Below are 19284 nucleotides of genomic sequence, written 5' to 3'. Positions count from 1 at the left end.
TATGAAAGTATTTATAATTGGTATCGGTTTAATAGGAGGATCATTCGCAATTGATATAAAAGCAGCCTTTAATGAAGCAGAAATTCATGGTATAGATAAGAATGATGAAAACCTGGAAAAAGCATTATCCTTAGGTTTGATACATAAAAAATCAGAATTAGAATCTTTAAACGAAGCAGATGTTGTGATTACAGCTATTCCAGTTGATGCTACGGTTAAAATATTGCCTTCGATCCTTGAAATAATTAATGATCAATGCCTGGTGTTTGATGTTGGTTCTACAAAAGAGAAACTTTGTGATGCCATAAAAGATCATCCTAAAAGAAGAAATTACCTTGCCGCTCATCCAATTGCAGGTACAGAGTTTTCAGGGCCACAAGCTGCAATAGCAAATTTGTATAGAGGTAAAACCAATATCATTTGTGAAGTAGAAAAAACAGCATTCAAACTCCAAGAGAAAGCAATGGAGATTTTTAATAGGTTAGGGATGCGAATTCGATATATGGATCCTGTATCACATGATAAACACATTGCATATGTTTCTCACCTCTCTCATATCAGTTCTTTTATGTTAGGTAAAACGGTTATTGAGAAAGAAAAAAATGAAAGAGATATTTTTGATATGGCAGGAAGTGGTTTTGCCTCAACAGTTAGATTGGCAAAAAGTTCGCCTGCAATGTGGGCGCCAATTTTTAAACATAATAAAAAGAATGTCATTGAAACATTAGATGAATATATTGCTAACCTAAAGCAGTTTAAAAGACTAATGGAAGAAGACGATTTTGAAGAGATTTATAAAGAAATGAAAGATACCAATCATATAAAAACAATTTTAAAAGGAATTAGTTAGAGAATAATATTAAATAAACGACAAAGAATAAAAAATAGAGATGGAAAATAAAAAAGAACTTAGAAACTGGTTAGATGCATACAACCTGGACCATCCTTTGGTAATAAGTGGTCCTTGTAGTGCAGAAACCGAAGACCAGGTAGTAAAAATAGCACATCAACTTAAAGATTCTGATGCTACAGTGCTGAGAGCAGGAATTTGGAAACCAAGAACCAGACCTGGTAATTTTGAAGGTGTTGGTGCTTTAGGTTTAAAATGGTTACAAAGAGCAAAAGAAGAAACCGGAATGAAAATAGCTACAGAAGTAGCAAATCCGCATCACGTAGAGTTAGCATTAGAACACGGTGTAGATGTATTATGGATTGGAGCCAGAAGTACCGTATCGCCATTTATCGTTCAGGATATTGCAGATGCTTGTAAAGGGATTGATAACCCGGTTTTAATTAAAAACCCTATTAATCCGGATCTGTCTCTTTGGTTAGGAGCTGTTGAGCGTTTTTATACAGCTAATGTTAAAAACTTAGGAGTAATCCATAGAGGGTTTTCTACTTATGAAAAAACAAAATATCGTAACATCCCAGAATGGCAAATACCGATAGATTTACAGAATCGTTTTCCTGACTTGCCTTTGATCTTGGATCCATCGCATATAGCAGGAAGAAGAGATTTGATTTTTGATCTTTCGCAAACAGCTTTAGATCTTAATTTTGATGGTTTGATTGTAGAAACACACTATGACCCAGATAATGCATGGAGTGATGCAAAACAACAAATAACTCCAGAAACTTTAATCCAGCATATGAAAGACTTAAGAATTCGTAAAGAAATTGGAGAAGATGAAGCATATCAAAAAGCATTGTCTGAACTACGAGCTAAGATTGACATTGCAGATAATCAATTGCTAGAGGTATTATCAAAAAGAATGAAAATTTCAGACGAAATAGGTAAGGTAAAAGCAAAACAAAATGTTGCAATCTTACAATCTAAGCGTTGGAATGAAATTTTAGGAAGAATGATTCTTGAAGGAGAAGAAAATGGACTGAGTGAAGAATTTATTTTGAGAATCTATAAAGCAATTCACCAGGAGTCTATTAACCATCAGAAAAAAGTTGCTAGAGCATAAAAAATTAAACACCTCCTGATTAGATGATCGGGAGGTATTTAATTGATGAAATGAAATTTATGTTATTTTTTTCTTTTAAAAAGATATCTGGTAACATAAATACCGTTATTGTCACCTTTGCCACCAACACTTTCAACACCACTGTTTACGAAAGCTAATTCCCAGCCTTCAGCAGCCATTGTGTTTATTTTAGAAGTAACAAGGGCATCATTAGCAGCGATATTTTGAAAACGAATTCCTCCTAAGTTAAAGAAGTTTAAAAGTTTTGTTTCATCAAAACCTTTTACACGGATTTCACTTCTGTCAGATTTATTTCTTTTATCCTTTTCTCCTGTTCTTGTAGATGTAAATTCTTTGTAATCTCTAGTCTCGTTGGCAGAAATCATTCTAGATCTTCCTAATCCATTAGGAACAATAGATTCGATAACTGTAACGATTTGATATTCATAGATTTCTTGAGCAAAAGTGCTTGTAGAACCTAGAATCATAAGAGCAAGAAGTAAAAAAGTTTTTTTCATTTTGATATTTGTTTTTAAAGTTAATACGGATTCTTTATCAATAGTTATGCCATTGATAATAAAGAGGGGATTTTACAGATGGCGAATTTAAAAAAATAAACTTAAAACCGAGATTGAAACTTATAATTTGCATCTTTGTGATTATGACAGGAACTGTTTATAAATCTACCGGAAGTTGGTATACCGTTAAAACTAATAACGGTAAAGTTTTTCAATGTCGTATTAAAGGAAAATTCAGGATTAAAGGTATTAAGAGTACTAATCCTGTCGCTGTGGGAGATCAGGTTCGTTTTACTTTAGAAACCAAAAATGACCAGGATACTGGAGTGATAGAACATATCGATGAGCGTAGAAATTACATCATTAGAAAATCTGTAAACCTATCAAAGCAAACTCATATTATCGCTTCTAATATTGATGTAGTCTTTTTGCTTGTTACTCTTAATAATCCACCAACTTTTACAACATTTATAGATCGTTTCTTAATCACGGCAGAAGCTTATGATATTAAAACTGTTTTACTTTTCAATAAGATTGATATATATAACCAAGAAGAATTGTCAGAAATTAAATATCTGGCTGCACTCTACAGAAAAATTGGATATGAGTGTATAGGTATTTCTGCCAAAACTGCTAAAAATGTAAATAAAGTAAAAGCACTAATGGAAGGTAAAGTAAGTATGTTTTCCGGACATAGTGGAGTAGGAAAATCTACACTAATTAATACCATAGAAGAAGGACTATCTCTCAAAACGGCAGAGATTAGTGATCAACATCAACAAGGACAACACACTACTACATTTGCAGAAATGTTTGATCTTAGCTTTGATGCCAGAATTATTGATACTCCAGGAATAAAAGGTTTTGGAGTTGTTGATATGGATAAAGAAGAACTTGGAGATTACTTTCCTGAATTCTTTGAGCTTAAATCTCAATGTAAGTTTAATAATTGTCTACATATTAATGAACCCAAGTGTGCAGTAAAAGAAGCATTGGATAATGAAGAAATAGCTTGGTCCAGATATAAAAGTTATCTCCAAATCTTAGAAGGAGAAGAAGAACATTACCGAAAAAATAACTATGATACCGAGGATTGATAAAAAAAAATAAGATTCGATGGTAACAAATCTACGGTTCAAGACACTATATAGTAAATGAGGGCAGTAATTCAAAGAGTTTCTGAAGCTTCTGTAAAAGTTGAAGGAAAAATAGTTTCTGAAATAAAAAAAGGACTACTTATTCTGATTGGGATTGAAGAAGAAGACAATACCGATGACATAAAGTGGTTGTCTGGAAAAATAGCTAGGTTGAGAATATTTGCCGACGAAAATGATGTAATGAATAAAAGTATTTTAGAAGTAAATGGAGACGCAATCGTTGTGAGTCAATTTACTTTACAAGCAAGTACAAAAAAAGGCAATAGGCCCAGTTACATCAAAGCAGCAAGACCCGATAAAGCTATTCCTTTGTATGAAAGTTTTGTAAAACAACTAGAAGTGGATTTAGAAAAAGAAGTGGGTACAGGTATTTTTGGAGCTGATATGAAGGTATCCTTCTAAATAATGGACCAGTTACTATTATCATAGATACAAAGAACAAAGAATAAACCCAATAAACATGATTAAACTCTTTGTCTAGTTGTTCATTGGATTATTTACCCTCAAAATAATTTTTATATGCAAAAGAAAATACTACTGATTTTAGTGGCGGTTATGTTGTTTGGTTTTATGAAAACCTTTGCTCAAAACGACTTAAGTACACAAGCAATTGTACTCGATTCATTATTAACAAAAGATGCTAATGCTATCGTTAGGTCAGAAGAAATTATAATTGAGATAAACTCCGTTACTTCTGTTACAGTAAAAACAAAAAGAACAGTTACGGTACTTAATAAATATGGGAATGGATATGCAGATTCATATGAATCTTATAGTCCTTCATTAAAAATTAAAAGACTCGAAGCAACTGTATATGATGCATTAGGTAAAGAAATCAAAAAGTATAAAAAGAAGGATTTTCAGGATAGAAGTGTTTATGATGGTATTTCTTTAATGAATGATGATAGAATGAAGTATATTAATTATACTCCTACTAGTTATCCATACACGCTGTCATTCGAAAGTGAGGTAGAAAGTAGCTCTTCGGCTTTTATCCGCCCTTGGTGGCCTATGTTGGCTTATCGGCTAAGTGTTGAGAAATCAACTTATAAAATTGTAAACCCTTCAGCAATCCCTATAAGAATTAAAGAAACAAATTTTGAAGGATATCCAATAGAAGCAAAAAAAGCAAATCAAGAAGTTAGCTATGCAATAACTAGTGTACCATCAAAATTACCAGAATTATATAGTCCTTCATATGCAGAGATGGTTCCTATAGCTAGAATAGCATTAAGTAACTTCTCTTTAGAAGGAGTTGAGGGATCTGCAACAGATTGGAAATCTTTTGGAAAGTGGCAATATGAAAAATTATTATCTGGTAGAGATCAATTACCTGCAGGAACAATTGTAGAAATTAGTAAACTGATTGCCGGAGCAGCTACGAATAAAGAAAAGGCAAAATTGATTTATGAGTATGTTCAGAATAAAACTAGATATATCAGTGTTCAATTGGGTATTGGTGGATGGATGCCATTTTTGGCTAGTGATGTAGATAGATTAGGGTATGGAGATTGTAAAGCCCTTACCAATTATACCAAAGCTTTGTTAGATAGTCAAAATATCCCATCATATTATACCGTTGTTTTTGCTAAAGAAAGAAGAGATATCGATGCTGATTTTGCATCAATGCAAGGAAATCATGTAATACTCAATATCCCAAATGAAAATGAAGATATTTGGTTAGAGTGTACTAGTCAAACAACCCCCTTTAATTTTATAGGAGATTTTACTGATAATAGAAATGTTTTAGTAATTAAACCTGAAGGAGGAGAGATCAAAAGAACAAAAAAATATGAGCCAGAAGAAAATACCTTGATCACAAAAGCGACAGTCAATTTGATGCCAGATAAATCAATGATCGCAAGTGTTGAAAGAATTGCCGAAGGTTTAGAATATGATTGGAACTATAGAGTGCAGTTCAAAACACCGAAGGATCAAAAAATACACTACAAAGAAAAATGGAGCTACATTAATAATTTAGAGGTTAATGATATAAAATTAAATGATAATAAAGACGATATAAGATTTACAGAAAACATTAAGGTTTCTTGTAATACATATACCAAAAAAGCGGGTAATCGTTTATTGGTGACTCCAAACCTGTTTAGTTGTGATCAAAGTAACTTACCTAAGTATAGTGATAGAAACACATCATTGGTGATACCCAGAGGTTATGTTAATGTTGATGAATATGTAATAAGTATTCCGAAAGGATACACTCTTGGCAATTTACCAGAAAAGAAATCTATAGAAACCATTTTTGGAAGTTATACTCGCGAATTAGAAAAAATTGATGATTCTCATATTAAATTCAAAAGATCATTAAAAATAATCGATGGGACTTTTCCAAAAGAAAAGTATGAAGAATATAGATTGTTCAGAAATAAAATTAAAAAGACAGATAAATCCAAAATAGTACTAAAACAACAATAAATTAACCACAGAAAATCAGAAAATATTGTTTCAACCTATAATTATGAAATTGATAATTTCTGAGTATATAACCATAAATAGTAATTAAAAAATGAGAACCATAAATAAACTAATAACCGGGATTCTTTTGCTGTGTGCTACTATGACTATGGCGCAAGAATATAAATTTGGGAAAGTATCAAAAGAAGAATTGTCAGAAGTATCATATCCACTGGATAGCTCAGCAAATGCTGCAGTACTTTATGAAAATAAAAGAGTACGAATAAGTTTTAATGAATCTGTAGGATTTCAATTAGTAACCGATGTTTTTAAAAGAGTAAAGTTGTATAATAAAGAGGGGTTTGATTATGCATCTGATGAAATTTATTTGTATAAAAGTGGTTCAAATGATGAGACAGTAAGTGGTTTAAAAGGGGTTACGTATAATTTGTCTGATGACAAAATAGTTGAAACCAAATTGAAAAAAGATGGAATTTTTAAGAGTGAATTTTCAGAAAATTATAATCAGGTAAAATTTACAATGCCCACATTACAAGAAGGGTCTGTTATAGAATATAAATATAAAATCACGTCACCTTTTATCTATAATATTGATAAAATCAATCTACAATACGATATTCCAATCAAGAAATTGGAAGCAAAAGTAGAAACCCCAGAATATTATAATTTCAAGAAGTTTACAACAGGATATTTGTCGGTAAACTTAAAAGAGACTAGTTATGGTGATAAAATTACGATAACTTCTAAGACCAGATCGGGGGTAGGAGGACGCGGATCTGTCCAAACATCGTATTCTAAAAACAGTATCGATCATATAGTAAATGTAAATACTATACTATCAAATAATGTTCCTGCATTTAAAGAAGAACCTTATTCTGGAAATATAAATAATTATATATCCTCTATAAGTTATGAATTGTCTTTTGTTAAATTTCCCAATGAGCCTATTGATTACCGATCTACCACTTGGGAAGATGTGGTTAAAACGATTTATAAAAACTCAAAATTTGGAGACGAATTAAAGAAAACGAACTACTATAAAGAGGATATTGATAATTTGATTAGTGGAGTAAGTGATGCTGTCAAAAAGACCGCATTGATTTATGATTTTGTAAAGAAAAAAATGAACTGGAATAAAAAGAGATCAGTGATCACTAGAAAAGGAGTTAAAAAAGCATATAAAGAAGAGACTGGAAATGCGGCTGAAATAAATTTAATGCTTGCCTCTATGTTAGAGTATGCAGGGGTAGATACTAACCCTGTTCTTGTAAGTACAAGTGATAGAATTATTGCTTTATTTCCTACTTTAGACGGGTTTAATTATGTGATTTCTCGTGTAAAATTTCCAGATGGAAAAATAATATATCTTGATGCTACCGATAAGTATGGAATGCCTAATATTCTTCCTGATCGAGTTATCAGAGGAGCTGCTAGAGTACTTAATGAAAATGGTACTTCACAAAGAATTAATTTGAGACCAATAAAACCATCAGCAAATAGATATTCTTTACAATGTGAAATTGATCCGGAAGGTTCAGTAAAAGGAATTTTTAATGTACAGCATTTGGGATATTCAGCTCATGATTTTAGAATTGCTAACGCGGCAAAAGATGATGAAAGTAAAGCAGAAAGATTTAGAAAAAGATATGCAATAAATGAATTAGATGAATATACAGCAAAAGGAATTAAGGAATATGGTAAAGGTGTTACTGAAAGGTTTAATTTTGCTTGCGAAGATCAGATAGAGGTCATTGAAGATGAAATGTTCTTTTCTCCTTTATTATTTTTGAAGGATGAAGAGAATGTATTTAAATCCAATGAAAGGCAATACCCAGTAGATTTTGGGTATGGTTTTTCTAATATGTACATGATTAACATTAAAATTCCGGAAGGGTATGAAGTAGCTGAGTTTCCTAAACCTGGAGCATTTAAGTTGCCAGATAATCTTGGAGTATTTTCGTATAGATCTACTGTAGTAAATGGAATGGTGCAGATAGTAGTTAATGAAACCATTAATGCACCTATTATAACATCAGATTATTACGGGGCGTTAAAAGAATTTTATAATCAATTAATAGAAAAAGAAAACGAACAAGTAGTCCTTAAAAAAATATAACTATGAATATCCAGAATGCACAAAAAGCCGTTGACGAATGGATTAAGAATCATGGGGTTCGGTATTTTAACGAACTTACAAATATGGCGCAACTTACAGAAGAAGTAGGAGAAGTTGCAAGAATTATTGCTAGACGGTACGGTGAACAAAGCGAAAAAGAAAGTGATAAAAATAAAGACCTGGGAGAAGAATTAGCTGATGTTTTGTTTGTAGTTTTGTGCTTGGCGAACCAAACCGGCGTAGATCTTCAAGAAGCCTTTGATAAAAAGTTAGATTTAAAAGCAAAAAGAGATCACGACCGTCATCATAATAATAAAAAATTAAAATAATGTTTACCACCATAATTTCTTCAAAAAGATATTGGATTTGGGTCTTTCGATTAGGAATAGGGTTCATGATCATTTTTAGTATTGTAGAGCATTTTATGCAATATGGCGGATTGGCCTATGATACTTTTATTGAAGAGAAAATTAATAATGGTCGTTGGATCAGATATGTGATATCTCGAATTGCAGGAGGACTCATTTATGGAATAATTCTAGCCTACTATTTTGAAATAAAAAAACGAAAATCAAACCGATAAGATGGATTTGAACTTATCCCGAATTAACAATATAAAGAATTCAACATTACAGATTACAGGGTCTAAAAGCGAAACTAATAGAATGCTGATCTTACAAGCTCTGTATCCACAAGTAAAGATTGATAATGTTTCTAATAGCGATGATTCACAGTTGATGCAAAAGGCATTGTCTAGTGATGAGATGATTGTAGATATTCATCATGCCGGTACGGCTATGCGTTTTTTGACGGCTTATTTTGCTGTAAAAGATGGAAGAGAAACATTGCTTACTGGAAGTTCCAGAATGCAAGAAAGACCTATTAAAATTTTAGTTGATGCACTAAGACAATTAGGAGCAGATATTAAATATGAAAAACAAGAAGGTTATCCGCCAATAAAGGTTTTAGGAAAACAACCAACATCTAATAAAGTATCTTTAAAAGCAAATGTAAGTAGTCAGTACATATCTGCATTGATGCTCATTGCTTCTTCACTACCAGATGGTTTAAATATCTCATTAGAAGGAAAAGTTACTTCTGTGCCTTACATTAATATGACATTAAGCTTATTAAATGATATTGGAGTAGAAGGAAATTTTGAGAATAATGTTATTCAGATCAAACCATATAAAAGTGTTGAGTCATGTAACGTAGTGGTAGAATCAGATTGGAGTTCAGCTTCATATTTTTATAGTATTGTAGCATTGTCTGATAATAAATCCGTGACTATCGGAAGTTATAAAAAACAAAGTTATCAAGGAGATTCTTGTTTGGCAGAAATATATAAGCACCTTGGTGTAGAAACTCAATATGGAGATAATACGATTACTTTGACAAAGGTTGAAGATCAATCTATGAAGCTGCCAGATGCATTAGATTTGTCTAATGCCCCTGATATAGCTCAAACTATAACAGTAACTTGTTTTGGATTAGGAATTGGGTGCTATTTAACCGGCTTACATACTTTAAAGATTAAAGAAACGGATAGATTAGAAGCGCTTAAGGCCGAAATAGAAAAACTTGGAGGAATAGTTGTTATCACAGAAGATACACTTCTATTAAAACCATCAGATGTTATAAAAGAAAATGTCTCAATAGCTACATATAAAGATCATCGTATGGCAATGGCTTTTGCTCCTTTGGCGTTACGAACATCTTTACGTATTCAAGAAGCAGATGTGGTGTCTAAATCATACCCTGATTTTTGGTCAGATTTAAGAAAATTGGGATTTGAAACTTCATAAATAATAGAGGTAATACCTGTAAGTATTCTCTGGATTAACCACATTTGGTTAATCACAAGACAAACAATTTGTTAGGTGTGATAGAAATATATGCCAATTTACTTGACAACCCCTATTGTGAGATTGTATATTTGCACCTTCAAAAAAACAAACAAGAATGAAGTTATCGCATTTCAATTTTAACCTCCCACCAGAGTTGTTAGCAGAGTATCCGGCAGAAAACAGAGACGAAGCTCGTTTAATGGTGCTTAATCGAAAAGAACAAACAATAGAACATAAACAATTTAAAGACCTGATCGATTATTTTGAGCCAAACGATGTAATGGTTGTTAATAACACCAAAGTTTTTCCTGCTCGACTATATGGAAATAAAGAAAAAACAGGAGCTAGAATTGAAGTGTTTTTATTGCGCGAACTTAACTCTGAAACACGCCTTTGGGATGTGTTAGTAGATCCAGCACGTAAAATACGTATCGGTAATAAGCTGTATTTTGGAGATGATGAAAGTTTAGTAGCAGAAGTTATTGATAATACTACATCAAGAGGTCGAACTTTACGATTTTTATATGATGGTTCTTATGATGAATTCAGACAAAAACTTACAGATTTAGGAGAAACTCCTTTACCAAAATATATTAAGAGAGAAGCAGAACCTGAAGATGAGCAAAGATACCAGACTATTTATGCTAAAAATGAAGGAGCAGTAGCAGCACCTACAGCTGGACTTCATTTTTCTAAACATTTGATGAAACGTTTGGAGATAAAAGGAGTAGATTTTTCTGAAATTACATTACACGTTGGACTAGGAACATTTAATCCAGTTGAGGTAGAAGATCTTTCTAAGCATAAAATGGATAGTGAAGAAGCTTACATAACAGCCCACGCAGCAAATACTATTAACCAAGGAATATCCAATAAAAGAAGGATATGTGCTGTAGGTACAACAGTAATGAGAGCTTTAGAGAGTTCTGTCTCTTCAGAAAAGACATTAAACGAATTTAGAGGATGGACTAATAAGTTTATTTTTCCTCCATATGATTTTAGTATTGCTAATTGTATGATTACTAATTTTCATACACCAAAATCAACATTGCTTATGATGGTTTCAGCATTTGCAGGTCATGATTTTATTAAGGAAGCATACGCAGAAGCAGTGAAAGAGAATTATAAATTCTACTCTTATGGAGATGCAATGCTTATTATCTAAAATGAAAAAAATATTCAATTAAGGGAAAAAACCACTTTTTTTTAAAAAGTGGTTTTTTTTGTGGGATCATTAAAATTAACACGTTATATTCATTTTTTGTTAAAAAAATAAGTATTTTGCGGAGTTTTTTAAAACTACGGTAAAACCGTAAAAATAAGTAGGTTAAAAAACGATTAATTTTGTTTTTTGTCGAAAAGACTAAATTTGAACAGCAAATGATGTGTGTTTTTTGAAAAATAAAATCGTTTTTTGTAACAGCCTCTAAACCAATTATGATAAAACTGACCTATGAAATGAACCATAAACAATTAAACTGTTTTATTGACAGGAAATTTCCTGGTAATAGCTACGTTATTGATTATGCGTGGATTTCATCGAACGTTTTAAAACTGTAAACGAATAAACTGATGAAAAGAATATTATGCTTCCTTTTAAGCTTTATAAGCTTTTTCTCCTATGCTCAGACTAAAGCTGGAAGTGTCCAGTTTAATGATGTGGATACTTTTGATGAAACTGAATTGATGCTTAATGGCGCTGGAGAAAGAGATAGAAGATACTCCATAGCATTATACCTTGATCTTGATTTTGAAATAGATGGAGTAGAAGATGGAATTAAAGTTGCCGAAAAAGATGGCAATATGGCTTTTACTATTAAGGTAACTGGAGATTTGACAAATCCAGAGTTAAAGGATTTAGTTAGAAATGGACTAGAGCGTGCCACAGACGGAAATAGTTATCTTTTAGAAAATCAGATAAGAGATTTTTTAAATTTACTTCCCAAAGATATTAACCGATTTGATATATTTAAAATACTTCATAAAAAAGGTAAAGGTTTATTATTATTTAGAAATAGAGAGCTTTTGGGTACGATTAATCATCTCGAATTCAAAAAAGCATTATTTAAAATATGGCTCGGCGAAAATCCTGTAGATCAAGATTTAAAAAAGGATCTATTAGGAGCTTTTGATCCTAATCCTGTATTAGGAAAATGGAAAACATATGATAAAAAAACCGGAGTAGCTATTAGTATTGTACAGATATACATAATAGATAAAAAGGTTTATGGAACAATAGAAAGAATGCTGCGTCAATCAGAAAGAGATGCTATTTGTTACGAATGTCAGGGAGATGATAAAAACCAAAATGTAGAAGGACTTGTTATTCTCAAGGGGCTTAAGGCAAAAGGTGCCAACAAATATGGCAGTGGTAAGTTTACTAATATAAGAAACGGAAAAGTATCGGATTGTCAAATTTGGGTCGAAGAAGATGAAAGAAATATCTTGAGAGTTAAATACAAAGGCAGTGGAGGAGTACATGAATGGAAACGAGTAAAATAGTAGAAAATACTTTTAAATAAAGAAATAAAAGAAGGCTCTTGAAGATTTTCGAGAGCCTTTTTTAATATAAAAGATCATTCTTTTTATCAAAGAATGATTATCTTTTTACTTTTGCATACAGATGAAAACTAAGAAAAAGGACATACGAGCATTAACCAAAATTGAACTTCGACAATTTTTTGAAGAGCAGGGTGATAAGGCTTTTAGAGGTAATCAGGTATATGAATGGTTATGGAGTAAAGGAGCTCATAATTTTGAAGATATGACTAATATCTCCAAACCTACCAGGCAAATGCTCGAAGATAATTTTGTGATTAACCATATAAGGGTGGATCAAATGCAAAAAAGTTCTGATGGCACTATTAAGAATGCAGTGAGACTTCATGATGGATTAATAGTAGAATCTGTTTTGATTCCTACACCAACTCGCACCACAGCCTGCGTATCTTCGCAAGTAGGTTGTAGCTTGGATTGCAAGTTTTGTGCTACCGCTAGACTTAAAAGAATGCGTAATCTTAATCCAGATGAAATTTATGACCAGGTAGTTGCTATAGATAAAGAGAGTAGGTTATATCATAATAGACCATTATCTAATATTGTTTTTATGGGGATGGGTGAACCTCTTATGAATTATAATAATGTAATCAAATCAATTGATAAGATAACATCTCCAGAAGGCTTAGGAATGTCTCCTAAAAGAATTACCGTATCCACATCAGGAGTGCCTAAAATGATAAGAAAAATGGCAGATGATGAGGTAAAGTTTAAATTGGCAGTATCATTACATTCAGCAATCGAGGAAGTTCGTACCTCCATAATGCCATTTAATGAAACATTTCCATTAAATGATCTTAAAGAAGCATTAGAGTATTGGTATGAAAAGACTAAAAGTAGAATAACATATGAATATGTAGTATGGAAAGGAATTAATGATAGAAAAGAAGACATTGATGCGTTGATTCGATTTTGTAGATATGTTCCTTGTAAAGTAAATTTGATAGAGTATAACCCAATAGATGATGGCCAATTTCAACAAGCTTCAGACGGTGCCATTAATAACTATATCAAGGCTTTAGAATCTAAAGGATTTGTGGTTAATGTTCGTAGAAGTAGAGGAAAAGACATTGATGCTGCCTGTGGTCAATTAGCAAACAAATCATAAATTAATAGTATCAGTTTTCATAAAAAACAAATTACATTATCTTCGCACTTAACTCATCTTAGATAAAAGAGTTAATCATTAAGAAAACAGAATCAAGTAAGACGTATTGAAAGTTGTAGAACAAATAAAACTACCAATTATTGATGAGATGGAACTTTTTGAGAAAAAGTTCTCACAATCCATGTCTTCAAAAGTTGCACTCTTAAATAGGATCACACATTATATTGTGAATCGAAAAGGGAAACAAATGCGTCCTATGTTTGTATTTTTGGTTGCAAAAATGGTATCTGGTGGAGACGTGAACGACCGTACATATAGAGGAGCATCGGTGATTGAGTTGATACATACGGCGACATTGGTCCATGATGATGTAGTAGATGACTCTAATAGAAGAAGAGGATTCTTTTCTATTAATGCTTTATGGAAAAATAAGATAGCCGTTCTTGTTGGAGATTATTTACTCTCAAAAGGGTTGTTGCTATCAATAGATTATGGAGATTTTGATCTATTAAAGATTATATCTGTCGCTGTTCGCGAAATGAGCGAAGGTGAACTACTACAAATTGAAAAAGCCAGAAACTTAGATATTACCGAAGAAATTTATTACGAGATCATTCGTCAGAAAACAGCAACCTTAATAGCCGCTTGTTGTAGTCTTGGAGCTTGTTCTGTAGATCCTGAATCTGAGGCAGTAGAAAAAATGAGGAAATTTGGAGAACTCATTGGTATGGCATTTCAAATAAAAGATGATTTGTTTGACTATGGTGATACCGCTATAGGAAAACCAACAGGTATAGATATCAAGGAACAAAAAATGACGCTTCCTTTAATTTATACGTTAAATCATACTACCAAAGAGAAGAAGAAATGGCTTATCAATTCGATAAAGAATCATAACAAAGATAAGAGAAGAGTTAAAGAAGTTATAGATTTTGTAAAAGTCAGCGGTGGATTAGAATATGCAATTAAGGTGATGAATGAATTTAAAGAAGAAGCACTCACTATCTTATCAGAACACCCGGATTCTGATTATAAATCTTCATTAGAGTTAATGGTCAATTATGTGATTGATCGAAAGAAATAATCTCCATTCATCATTTATAAAACAAACCTGTAATAAATACGATCTATTTTTGTATTCAAAAAAATAGATATTGGTATTAGTTTTGATGCTAATCTGTAATTAAGAATTATTTTTTTTATCAATCAGACAACCTTTTTATGTTTTTTAGCGTCTATTTATAAGAAAATAAAGATCATTAATTTTGATAAAAATAGTATTTATGAATAGAAAATTATTTTTGTATATCGCTATTATATTGCTGTCTAGTTGTGGATCTGTAAAAAAACACAATCAACAAATTAGTAAAGTTCATAGTCCAGAAGAACTGCATAAGGATGTTGATTATGCATATAAGAAACTTAAAAAACTGCATCCGGATATATATTGGTATATCTCTAAAGAAGAGCTAGATAAGAAAATAAGTGATCTGAAAAGCAAGGTAAAAAAACCATTAACCACCAAGGAGTTCTATAGCGTATTTGCTCCAGTTATAACCAACATAAAACAAGGACACTTATCTGTTCATACGCCTTCTAAAAAGCAAACAAAAAGAGAGAGGAAAGTAAAAGGAAAAAAAAAGTCTCCATTCAGTTCATTATCGTTTTATACAAATGGGAATAAACTATTTGTGAAAAAAGTTTTTGAAAACGACTCAGCATTAATTCCTGAATCGGAAGTGCTGTCCGTGGATGATGAAAAAGTAAGCGACCTACTGGATTATTTTAAAACATTGCATGCCAGTGATGGTTATAATAAGACATTTATTCCAGAATTTGTGGGGAGTCGTTTTGGTTTTTTTTATTCAAATATCCATCAGCAAAAGGATAGTATTCAATTGCATTTGAAGCTAAAAGATAGTTTGTATTCTACATATTTGTATGTGAGTTATGATAAAATGAATAGTTCTCCAAAAGAAGATACTACAGATGTAGTAAAGAAAAAACTGACTAAGGTTGAGAGAAAAATAGCTAAGGAAACTCAAAAGAAAATACGTAAAAAAAACTACAGATATGGATACAACAAAAGAACAAAAGATTATAACCGAAATTTTGGATTTTTAGCATCTGATATAGATACACCTATTGGTTATATGCAGATTAGGAGTTTTACTAATGGAGGATACAAGGAATTTTATAAAGAGAGTTTTGCTAAAATTGACTCTGCACAATGTAAAAATTTAATAATAGATCTAAGAGGTAATTTAGGAGGTAGATTGGTAGAGATTGATGATTTGTATTCTTATCTAACCGATAAAGAGTATGTGCTTATAGAGAAGTCTAAAATGACAAAGCGACTAAGTTTTTTGTATCCATATTTCCATACAAAATCTTGGGCTACTAAAACTGTAGCTACGATTTTTTCACCAGTACTTGGGATATATCAAGTTTTTAAGGTTAAAAACGAAAACGGAGAACCTTACTTTAAATTTAGACAGAGTAAATTAAGAGAGCCCAAATCCAATGCCTATAAAGGTAAAGTATATGTGTTAATTAATGGAGAAAGTTTTTCTGCAAGTAGTATTCTTTCTACACATCTAAAAGCAACTAAACGAGCTACTTTTGTTGGAGAAGAAACGGGTGGTGCATATAATGGAACTGTGGCAGGAATTTATGCAAAAGTAGAATTACCTAATTCTAGAATTAATATGCGTGTAGGACTAATGAAAATAAATGCGCCATATACTATAGAACCTGATGGTTATGGTATTAAACCGGATGTTCCCATAAAGAGTACTACAGAGAATGAAGAAGAAGAAGAATTAAAATGGATTTTACAGGATATTAAAACATCTAATAAAAAAAAATAATAATGTCAGACAACCTTTTTCATTTTTCTGTCGTCTATATAAATAGAAGATCTAATTAATTGATTTTATTACTTTGAAAGTTATTCAGTTTTATAAAAGCGAAAAACAACTTATCCAAAAAGCGATAAAGCAGCATCGTGATGCGCAGCATCAACTGTACGAGCAATATGCTCCTAAAATGCTTAGCGTTTGCAGAAGATATGTTCGAGATATACACTTTGCAGAAGAAGTAATGCTTGGCGGATTTTTAAAAGTTTTTATAAACTTAAAGAGCTTTAAGTTTCAAGGTAGTTTTGAAGGCTGGATACGTAGAATTATGGTGAATGAATCAATTTCTTTTTTAAGAAAAGAAAAACAAATTTTCTTTACCGAAGAAATATCAAGTTATAAAGAAGAATCCTGGAATAATATAAATACAGAATTAGAAGTAGAGCAAATTCAGGAATTAATAGATAGCCTGCCAGAAGGATATAGAATGGTGTTTGTGCTGTATGCTGTAGAAGGGTACAAACATATCGAGATAGCTAAAATGTTGGGGATTTCTGAGAGCACCTCAAAAACGCAATTATTTAAAGCGAGAAAAATGCTACAGCAAAAGTTGAACCAACAAAATAAAATAAGTAATGGCGCCATTGAAATTTGAAGATAAGATGAAGGAAAAGCTAGAGCAACGCGCTATACAACCTTCTAAAGATAGTTGGGAGAGATTATCTTCTCAATTAGATGAACATCAAAATCAAAAAAAAGGAGATAGAAAATTTTGGAGATATGCAGTAGCGGCAAGCATCGTTGGGATTTTAATAATAACCTCAATATTTTTTAATGATAACCAAACTCCAGTAGAAGAAAATAAACAATTTGTTGATGTTAATGATAGAGAACATAAAGAAAAGGTTAACAATACAGATATAGTAGAATCAGAAAATAGGAATCAGAAAAATAAAGAAGCAAAACAAGAAAGCTTATTTAATGAAGAATTGATTACAAAGAATGAAATTAAGAATAATCCGGTAAATCAGATTTCTGAAAACAACACAACCAGAATTAAAAAGAATAATTCAGATAGTAAAAAATCAAATACTAGTAAAGTAGTTGAAGAAAAAGAAACAATAATTGCGGAGAGTACTAAAGAAGCCAGCATAAATGCAAACCAAGAACCAGAAAAAAATCTTATTGATGCAAAAATGATAGAAGATAAGGTTGCTAACGTAGTAGCGCAGGTAGAAGAGTTACAAAAAAATAATATAGAAGTAACCGATGAAGAAATTAATAGAATGTTACTTGATGCTCAACGAGAAATTACAACAAAAAAAATATTAAAATCTAATACGGTTAGTGCATCTGCTCTACTTCAAGACGTTGAAGAAGAACTGGATGAAACATTTAAGAATCGTGTCTTTGAAGCGCTTAAGACAGGTTTCCAAAAAGTTAGAACAGCTGTAGCAGAGAGAAATCAATAAAGATATTTTTACTTAAGATATCTTATAGAATAAAAATAAATCATTCATCAATCAAATCTGCATTCCCTCCTTTAATGGAGGGTAATGCAGAAAACGAAAATCAAATATAAATGAAGACTATTATTACATTAGCCACATTGTTGGCCCTGGCACTTTGTGCGCAAATTTTACAAGCTCAGGAAGGTGAGAACGAAGATAAAATTGAACTTCTAGTACAAGAAAAAGAGAGAATAGTTAATGTAGAAAAGGCTGCATTAAAGCAAGAGGTAGAAGTGATTAATGAAAAATTGGCGAACAATGAAATCACTAGAGAGCAGGCACAAAGATTAAAAGAAGAAGCTGCACAAAAACATGCTTTAAATATAGAGAATGCCTTGGCAATTATTGATAATAGAATTGCTCTTTTAAAACGTAATGGAACAGAAACTTTGGGTACCGATAATAATAGGGTAACGTTTGGTTTTGATCAAAAAGATAAAGATGATACAGATATGATTTTTGGATTTAAAATCAACTCTGGTGGCGAGAAAAAGGTAAAGTATGATAAGCGTACCTATTCTGATTTTGTAATTGCATTTGGATTAAATAATGCAATAGTAGAAGGGCAGTCTTTGGATGATTCTGATTATAAGATAGGAGGGAGTAGATTTTTTGAAATAGGATGCGCTTGGAGGACGCGAGTATTTAATAACTCAAACTTTTTAAGAATAAAATATGGGATTTCTTTCCAGTTTAATGGCTTAAAACCTACAGATAATAGGTATTTTGTAGAAAATGGAAATCAAACTGAATTACAAACATTTCCTTTAGATTTGAGTAAATCAAAATTTAGAATGGATAACCTGGTGGTTCCAGTTCATTTAGAATTTGGCCCTTCCAAGGTTAGAGAATCTGAAGATAAAATAAGATACTCTACACACCGTCAATTTAGAATAGGTATAGGAGGATATGCTGGAGCAAATATTAGTACTCGCCAAAAACTTAAATACAGAGAAAACGGAAATCGTGTTAAAGATAAAATCAAACGAGATTATAATACTAGTGATTTGATTTATGGTTTGAGTACATATATAGGGTTTGGAGATATGTCCTTATATGCTAAATATGATCTTTCTCCAATTTTCAGAAATGCAACAATTGATCAAAACAATGTGTCTTTAGGGTTGCGTTTTGATCTTTAAAATTGCAAATAAAATGTTAAAATATTGATGTTTTTTTAGAAAAAACAATAATATCTAATAAAATT

17 protein-coding genes and 1 pseudogene are annotated in these 19284 nt (G+C 31.7%); 17 read left to right on the top strand and 1 reads right to left on the bottom strand.

Annotation, left to right across the window (positions count from 1 at the left end):
* The first annotated feature begins 1 nt into the window (after position 1).
* Together U0D62_RS12855 and U0D62_RS12850 are read left to right on the top strand one after the other, a co-directional pair.
* Complete coding sequence (locus U0D62_RS12855; protein WP_322287706.1) at positions 2-850, top strand: prephenate dehydrogenase; 849 nt, start codon at positions 2-4, stop codon at positions 848-850.
* A 40-nt stretch (positions 851-890) separates the two neighbouring features.
* The gene (locus U0D62_RS12850; protein ID WP_322287705.1) at positions 891-1973 is read left to right on the top strand and encodes a bifunctional 3-deoxy-7-phosphoheptulonate synthase/chorismate mutase type II; all 1083 of its coding nucleotides are present in this window, start codon (positions 891-893) and stop codon (positions 1971-1973) included.
* A gap of 62 nt (positions 1974-2035) precedes the next feature.
* Here the strand turns inward: U0D62_RS12850 and U0D62_RS12845 are convergent, their stop codons facing one another.
* On the bottom strand, positions 2036-2491 hold the full coding sequence (locus tag U0D62_RS12845; protein ID WP_322287704.1) for a hypothetical protein: 456 nt from the start codon (positions 2489-2491) through the stop codon (positions 2036-2038).
* Between the two features lie 143 nt (positions 2492-2634).
* Here U0D62_RS12845 and rsgA point away from each other — a divergent pair, with 143 nt between their 5' ends.
* The 15 genes and pseudogenes from rsgA (at position 2635) to U0D62_RS12770 (ending at position 19219) form a co-directional block, all read left to right on the top strand.
* Positions 2635-3588, top strand: coding sequence for a ribosome small subunit-dependent GTPase A (rsgA, locus tag U0D62_RS12840; RefSeq protein WP_322288401.1), 954 nt, complete (start codon positions 2635-2637; stop codon positions 3586-3588).
* Between the two features lie 57 nt (positions 3589-3645).
* Positions 3646-4097, top strand: a pseudogene (dtd, locus tag U0D62_RS12835) (D-aminoacyl-tRNA deacylase).
* Positions 4098-4167: 70 nt separating this feature from the next.
* On the top strand, positions 4168-6081 hold the full coding sequence (locus U0D62_RS12830) for a DUF3857 domain-containing protein (RefSeq protein WP_322287703.1): 1914 nt from the start codon (positions 4168-4170) through the stop codon (positions 6079-6081).
* 91 nt (positions 6082-6172) lie between these two features.
* The gene (locus U0D62_RS12825; RefSeq protein ID WP_322287702.1) at positions 6173-8197 is read left to right on the top strand and encodes a transglutaminase; all 2025 of its coding nucleotides are present in this window, start codon (positions 6173-6175) and stop codon (positions 8195-8197) included.
* 2 nt (positions 8198-8199) lie between these two features.
* Complete coding sequence (locus U0D62_RS12820; RefSeq protein WP_322287701.1) at positions 8200-8526, top strand: nucleotide pyrophosphohydrolase; 327 nt, start codon at positions 8200-8202, stop codon at positions 8524-8526.
* The gene (locus U0D62_RS12815) at positions 8526-8780 is read left to right on the top strand and encodes a hypothetical protein (protein WP_322287700.1); all 255 of its coding nucleotides are present in this window, start codon (positions 8526-8528) and stop codon (positions 8778-8780) included. The genes U0D62_RS12820 and U0D62_RS12815 overlap by 1 nt, the downstream gene beginning before the upstream one ends.
* A 1-nt stretch (position 8781) precedes the next feature.
* Positions 8782-10002: a 3-phosphoshikimate 1-carboxyvinyltransferase gene (locus tag U0D62_RS12810; protein WP_322287699.1), complete on the top strand. Its 1221-nt coding sequence runs from the start codon at positions 8782-8784 to the stop codon at positions 10000-10002.
* Positions 10003-10159: 157 nt separating this feature from the next.
* The gene (gene queA, locus U0D62_RS12805) at positions 10160-11209 is read left to right on the top strand and encodes a tRNA preQ1(34) S-adenosylmethionine ribosyltransferase-isomerase QueA (protein WP_322287698.1); all 1050 of its coding nucleotides are present in this window, start codon (positions 10160-10162) and stop codon (positions 11207-11209) included.
* Positions 11210-11616: 407 nt separating this feature from the next.
* Positions 11617-12546: a chalcone isomerase family protein gene (locus U0D62_RS12800; RefSeq protein WP_322287697.1), complete on the top strand. Its 930-nt coding sequence runs from the start codon at positions 11617-11619 to the stop codon at positions 12544-12546.
* A gap of 121 nt (positions 12547-12667) precedes the next feature.
* A complete protein-coding gene (rlmN, locus tag U0D62_RS12795; protein WP_322287696.1) occupies positions 12668-13708 on the top strand; it encodes a dual-specificity RNA methyltransferase RlmN in 1041 nt (346 codons plus the stop codon).
* Positions 13709-13814: 106 nt separating this feature from the next.
* Positions 13815-14792: a polyprenyl synthetase family protein gene (locus U0D62_RS12790; RefSeq protein WP_322287695.1), complete on the top strand. Its 978-nt coding sequence runs from the start codon at positions 13815-13817 to the stop codon at positions 14790-14792.
* Positions 14793-14991: 199 nt separating this feature from the next.
* The gene (locus U0D62_RS12785; protein ID WP_322287694.1) at positions 14992-16578 is read left to right on the top strand and encodes a S41 family peptidase; all 1587 of its coding nucleotides are present in this window, start codon (positions 14992-14994) and stop codon (positions 16576-16578) included.
* Positions 16579-16651: 73 nt separating this feature from the next.
* Positions 16652-17221, top strand: a complete 570-nt coding sequence (locus tag U0D62_RS12780) for an RNA polymerase sigma factor (RefSeq protein WP_322287693.1) — start codon at positions 16652-16654, stop codon at positions 17219-17221.
* Positions 17202-18038 (top strand): ring-infected erythrocyte surface antigen domain-containing protein, encoded by an 837-nt coding sequence (locus tag U0D62_RS12775; RefSeq protein WP_322287692.1) that lies wholly within the window; start codon positions 17202-17204, stop codon positions 18036-18038. The genes U0D62_RS12780 and U0D62_RS12775 overlap by 20 nt, the downstream gene beginning before the upstream one ends.
* 110 nt (positions 18039-18148) lie before the next feature.
* Positions 18149-19219 carry a coiled-coil domain-containing protein gene (locus tag U0D62_RS12770; RefSeq protein WP_322287691.1) on the top strand — a complete coding sequence of 357 codons (1071 nt, stop codon included), beginning with the start codon at positions 18149-18151 and terminating at the stop codon, positions 19217-19219.
* Positions 19220-19284: the final 65 nt, after the last annotated feature.

This window comes from Aquimarina callyspongiae, assembly GCF_034322225.1.
GTDB lineage: Bacteria > Bacteroidota > Bacteroidia > Flavobacteriales > Flavobacteriaceae > Aquimarina.
This window is presented reverse-complemented; position numbering and strand designations above follow the sequence as displayed.

Bases quoted from the DNA above. Each gene is read 5' to 3' on its own strand.
- U0D62_RS12830 (WP_322287703.1), top strand. From the start codon at position 4,168: ATGCAAAAGAAAATACTACTGATTTTAGTGGCGGTTATGTTGTTTGGT.
- U0D62_RS12800 (WP_322287697.1), top strand. From the start codon at position 11,617: ATGAAAAGAATATTATGCTTCCTTTTAAGCTTTATAAGCTTTTTCTCC.
- U0D62_RS12770 (WP_322287691.1), top strand. From the start codon at position 18,149: ATGAAGACTATTATTACATTAGCCACATTGTTGGCCCTGGCACTTTGT.
- U0D62_RS12825 (WP_322287702.1), top strand. From the start codon at position 6,173: ATGAGAACCATAAATAAACTAATAACCGGGATTCTTTTGCTGTGTGCT.
- U0D62_RS12845 (WP_322287704.1), bottom strand. From the start codon at position 2,491: ATGAAAAAAACTTTTTTACTTCTTGCTCTTATGATTCTAGGTTCTACA.
- rsgA (WP_322288401.1), top strand. From the start codon at position 2,635: ATGACAGGAACTGTTTATAAATCTACCGGAAGTTGGTATACCGTTAAA.
- U0D62_RS12820 (WP_322287701.1), top strand. From the start codon at position 8,200: ATGAATATCCAGAATGCACAAAAAGCCGTTGACGAATGGATTAAGAAT.
- U0D62_RS12815 (WP_322287700.1), top strand. From the start codon at position 8,526: ATGTTTACCACCATAATTTCTTCAAAAAGATATTGGATTTGGGTCTTT.
- U0D62_RS12785 (WP_322287694.1), top strand. From the start codon at position 14,992: ATGAATAGAAAATTATTTTTGTATATCGCTATTATATTGCTGTCTAGT.
- U0D62_RS12855 (WP_322287706.1), top strand. From the start codon at position 2: ATGAAAGTATTTATAATTGGTATCGGTTTAATAGGAGGATCATTCGCA.
- queA (WP_322287698.1), top strand. From the start codon at position 10,160: ATGAAGTTATCGCATTTCAATTTTAACCTCCCACCAGAGTTGTTAGCA.
- U0D62_RS12810 (WP_322287699.1), top strand. From the start codon at position 8,782: ATGGATTTGAACTTATCCCGAATTAACAATATAAAGAATTCAACATTA.
- U0D62_RS12775 (WP_322287692.1), top strand. From the start codon at position 17,202: ATGGCGCCATTGAAATTTGAAGATAAGATGAAGGAAAAGCTAGAGCAA.
- rlmN (WP_322287696.1), top strand. From the start codon at position 12,668: ATGAAAACTAAGAAAAAGGACATACGAGCATTAACCAAAATTGAACTT.
- U0D62_RS12850 (WP_322287705.1), top strand. From the start codon at position 891: ATGGAAAATAAAAAAGAACTTAGAAACTGGTTAGATGCATACAACCTG.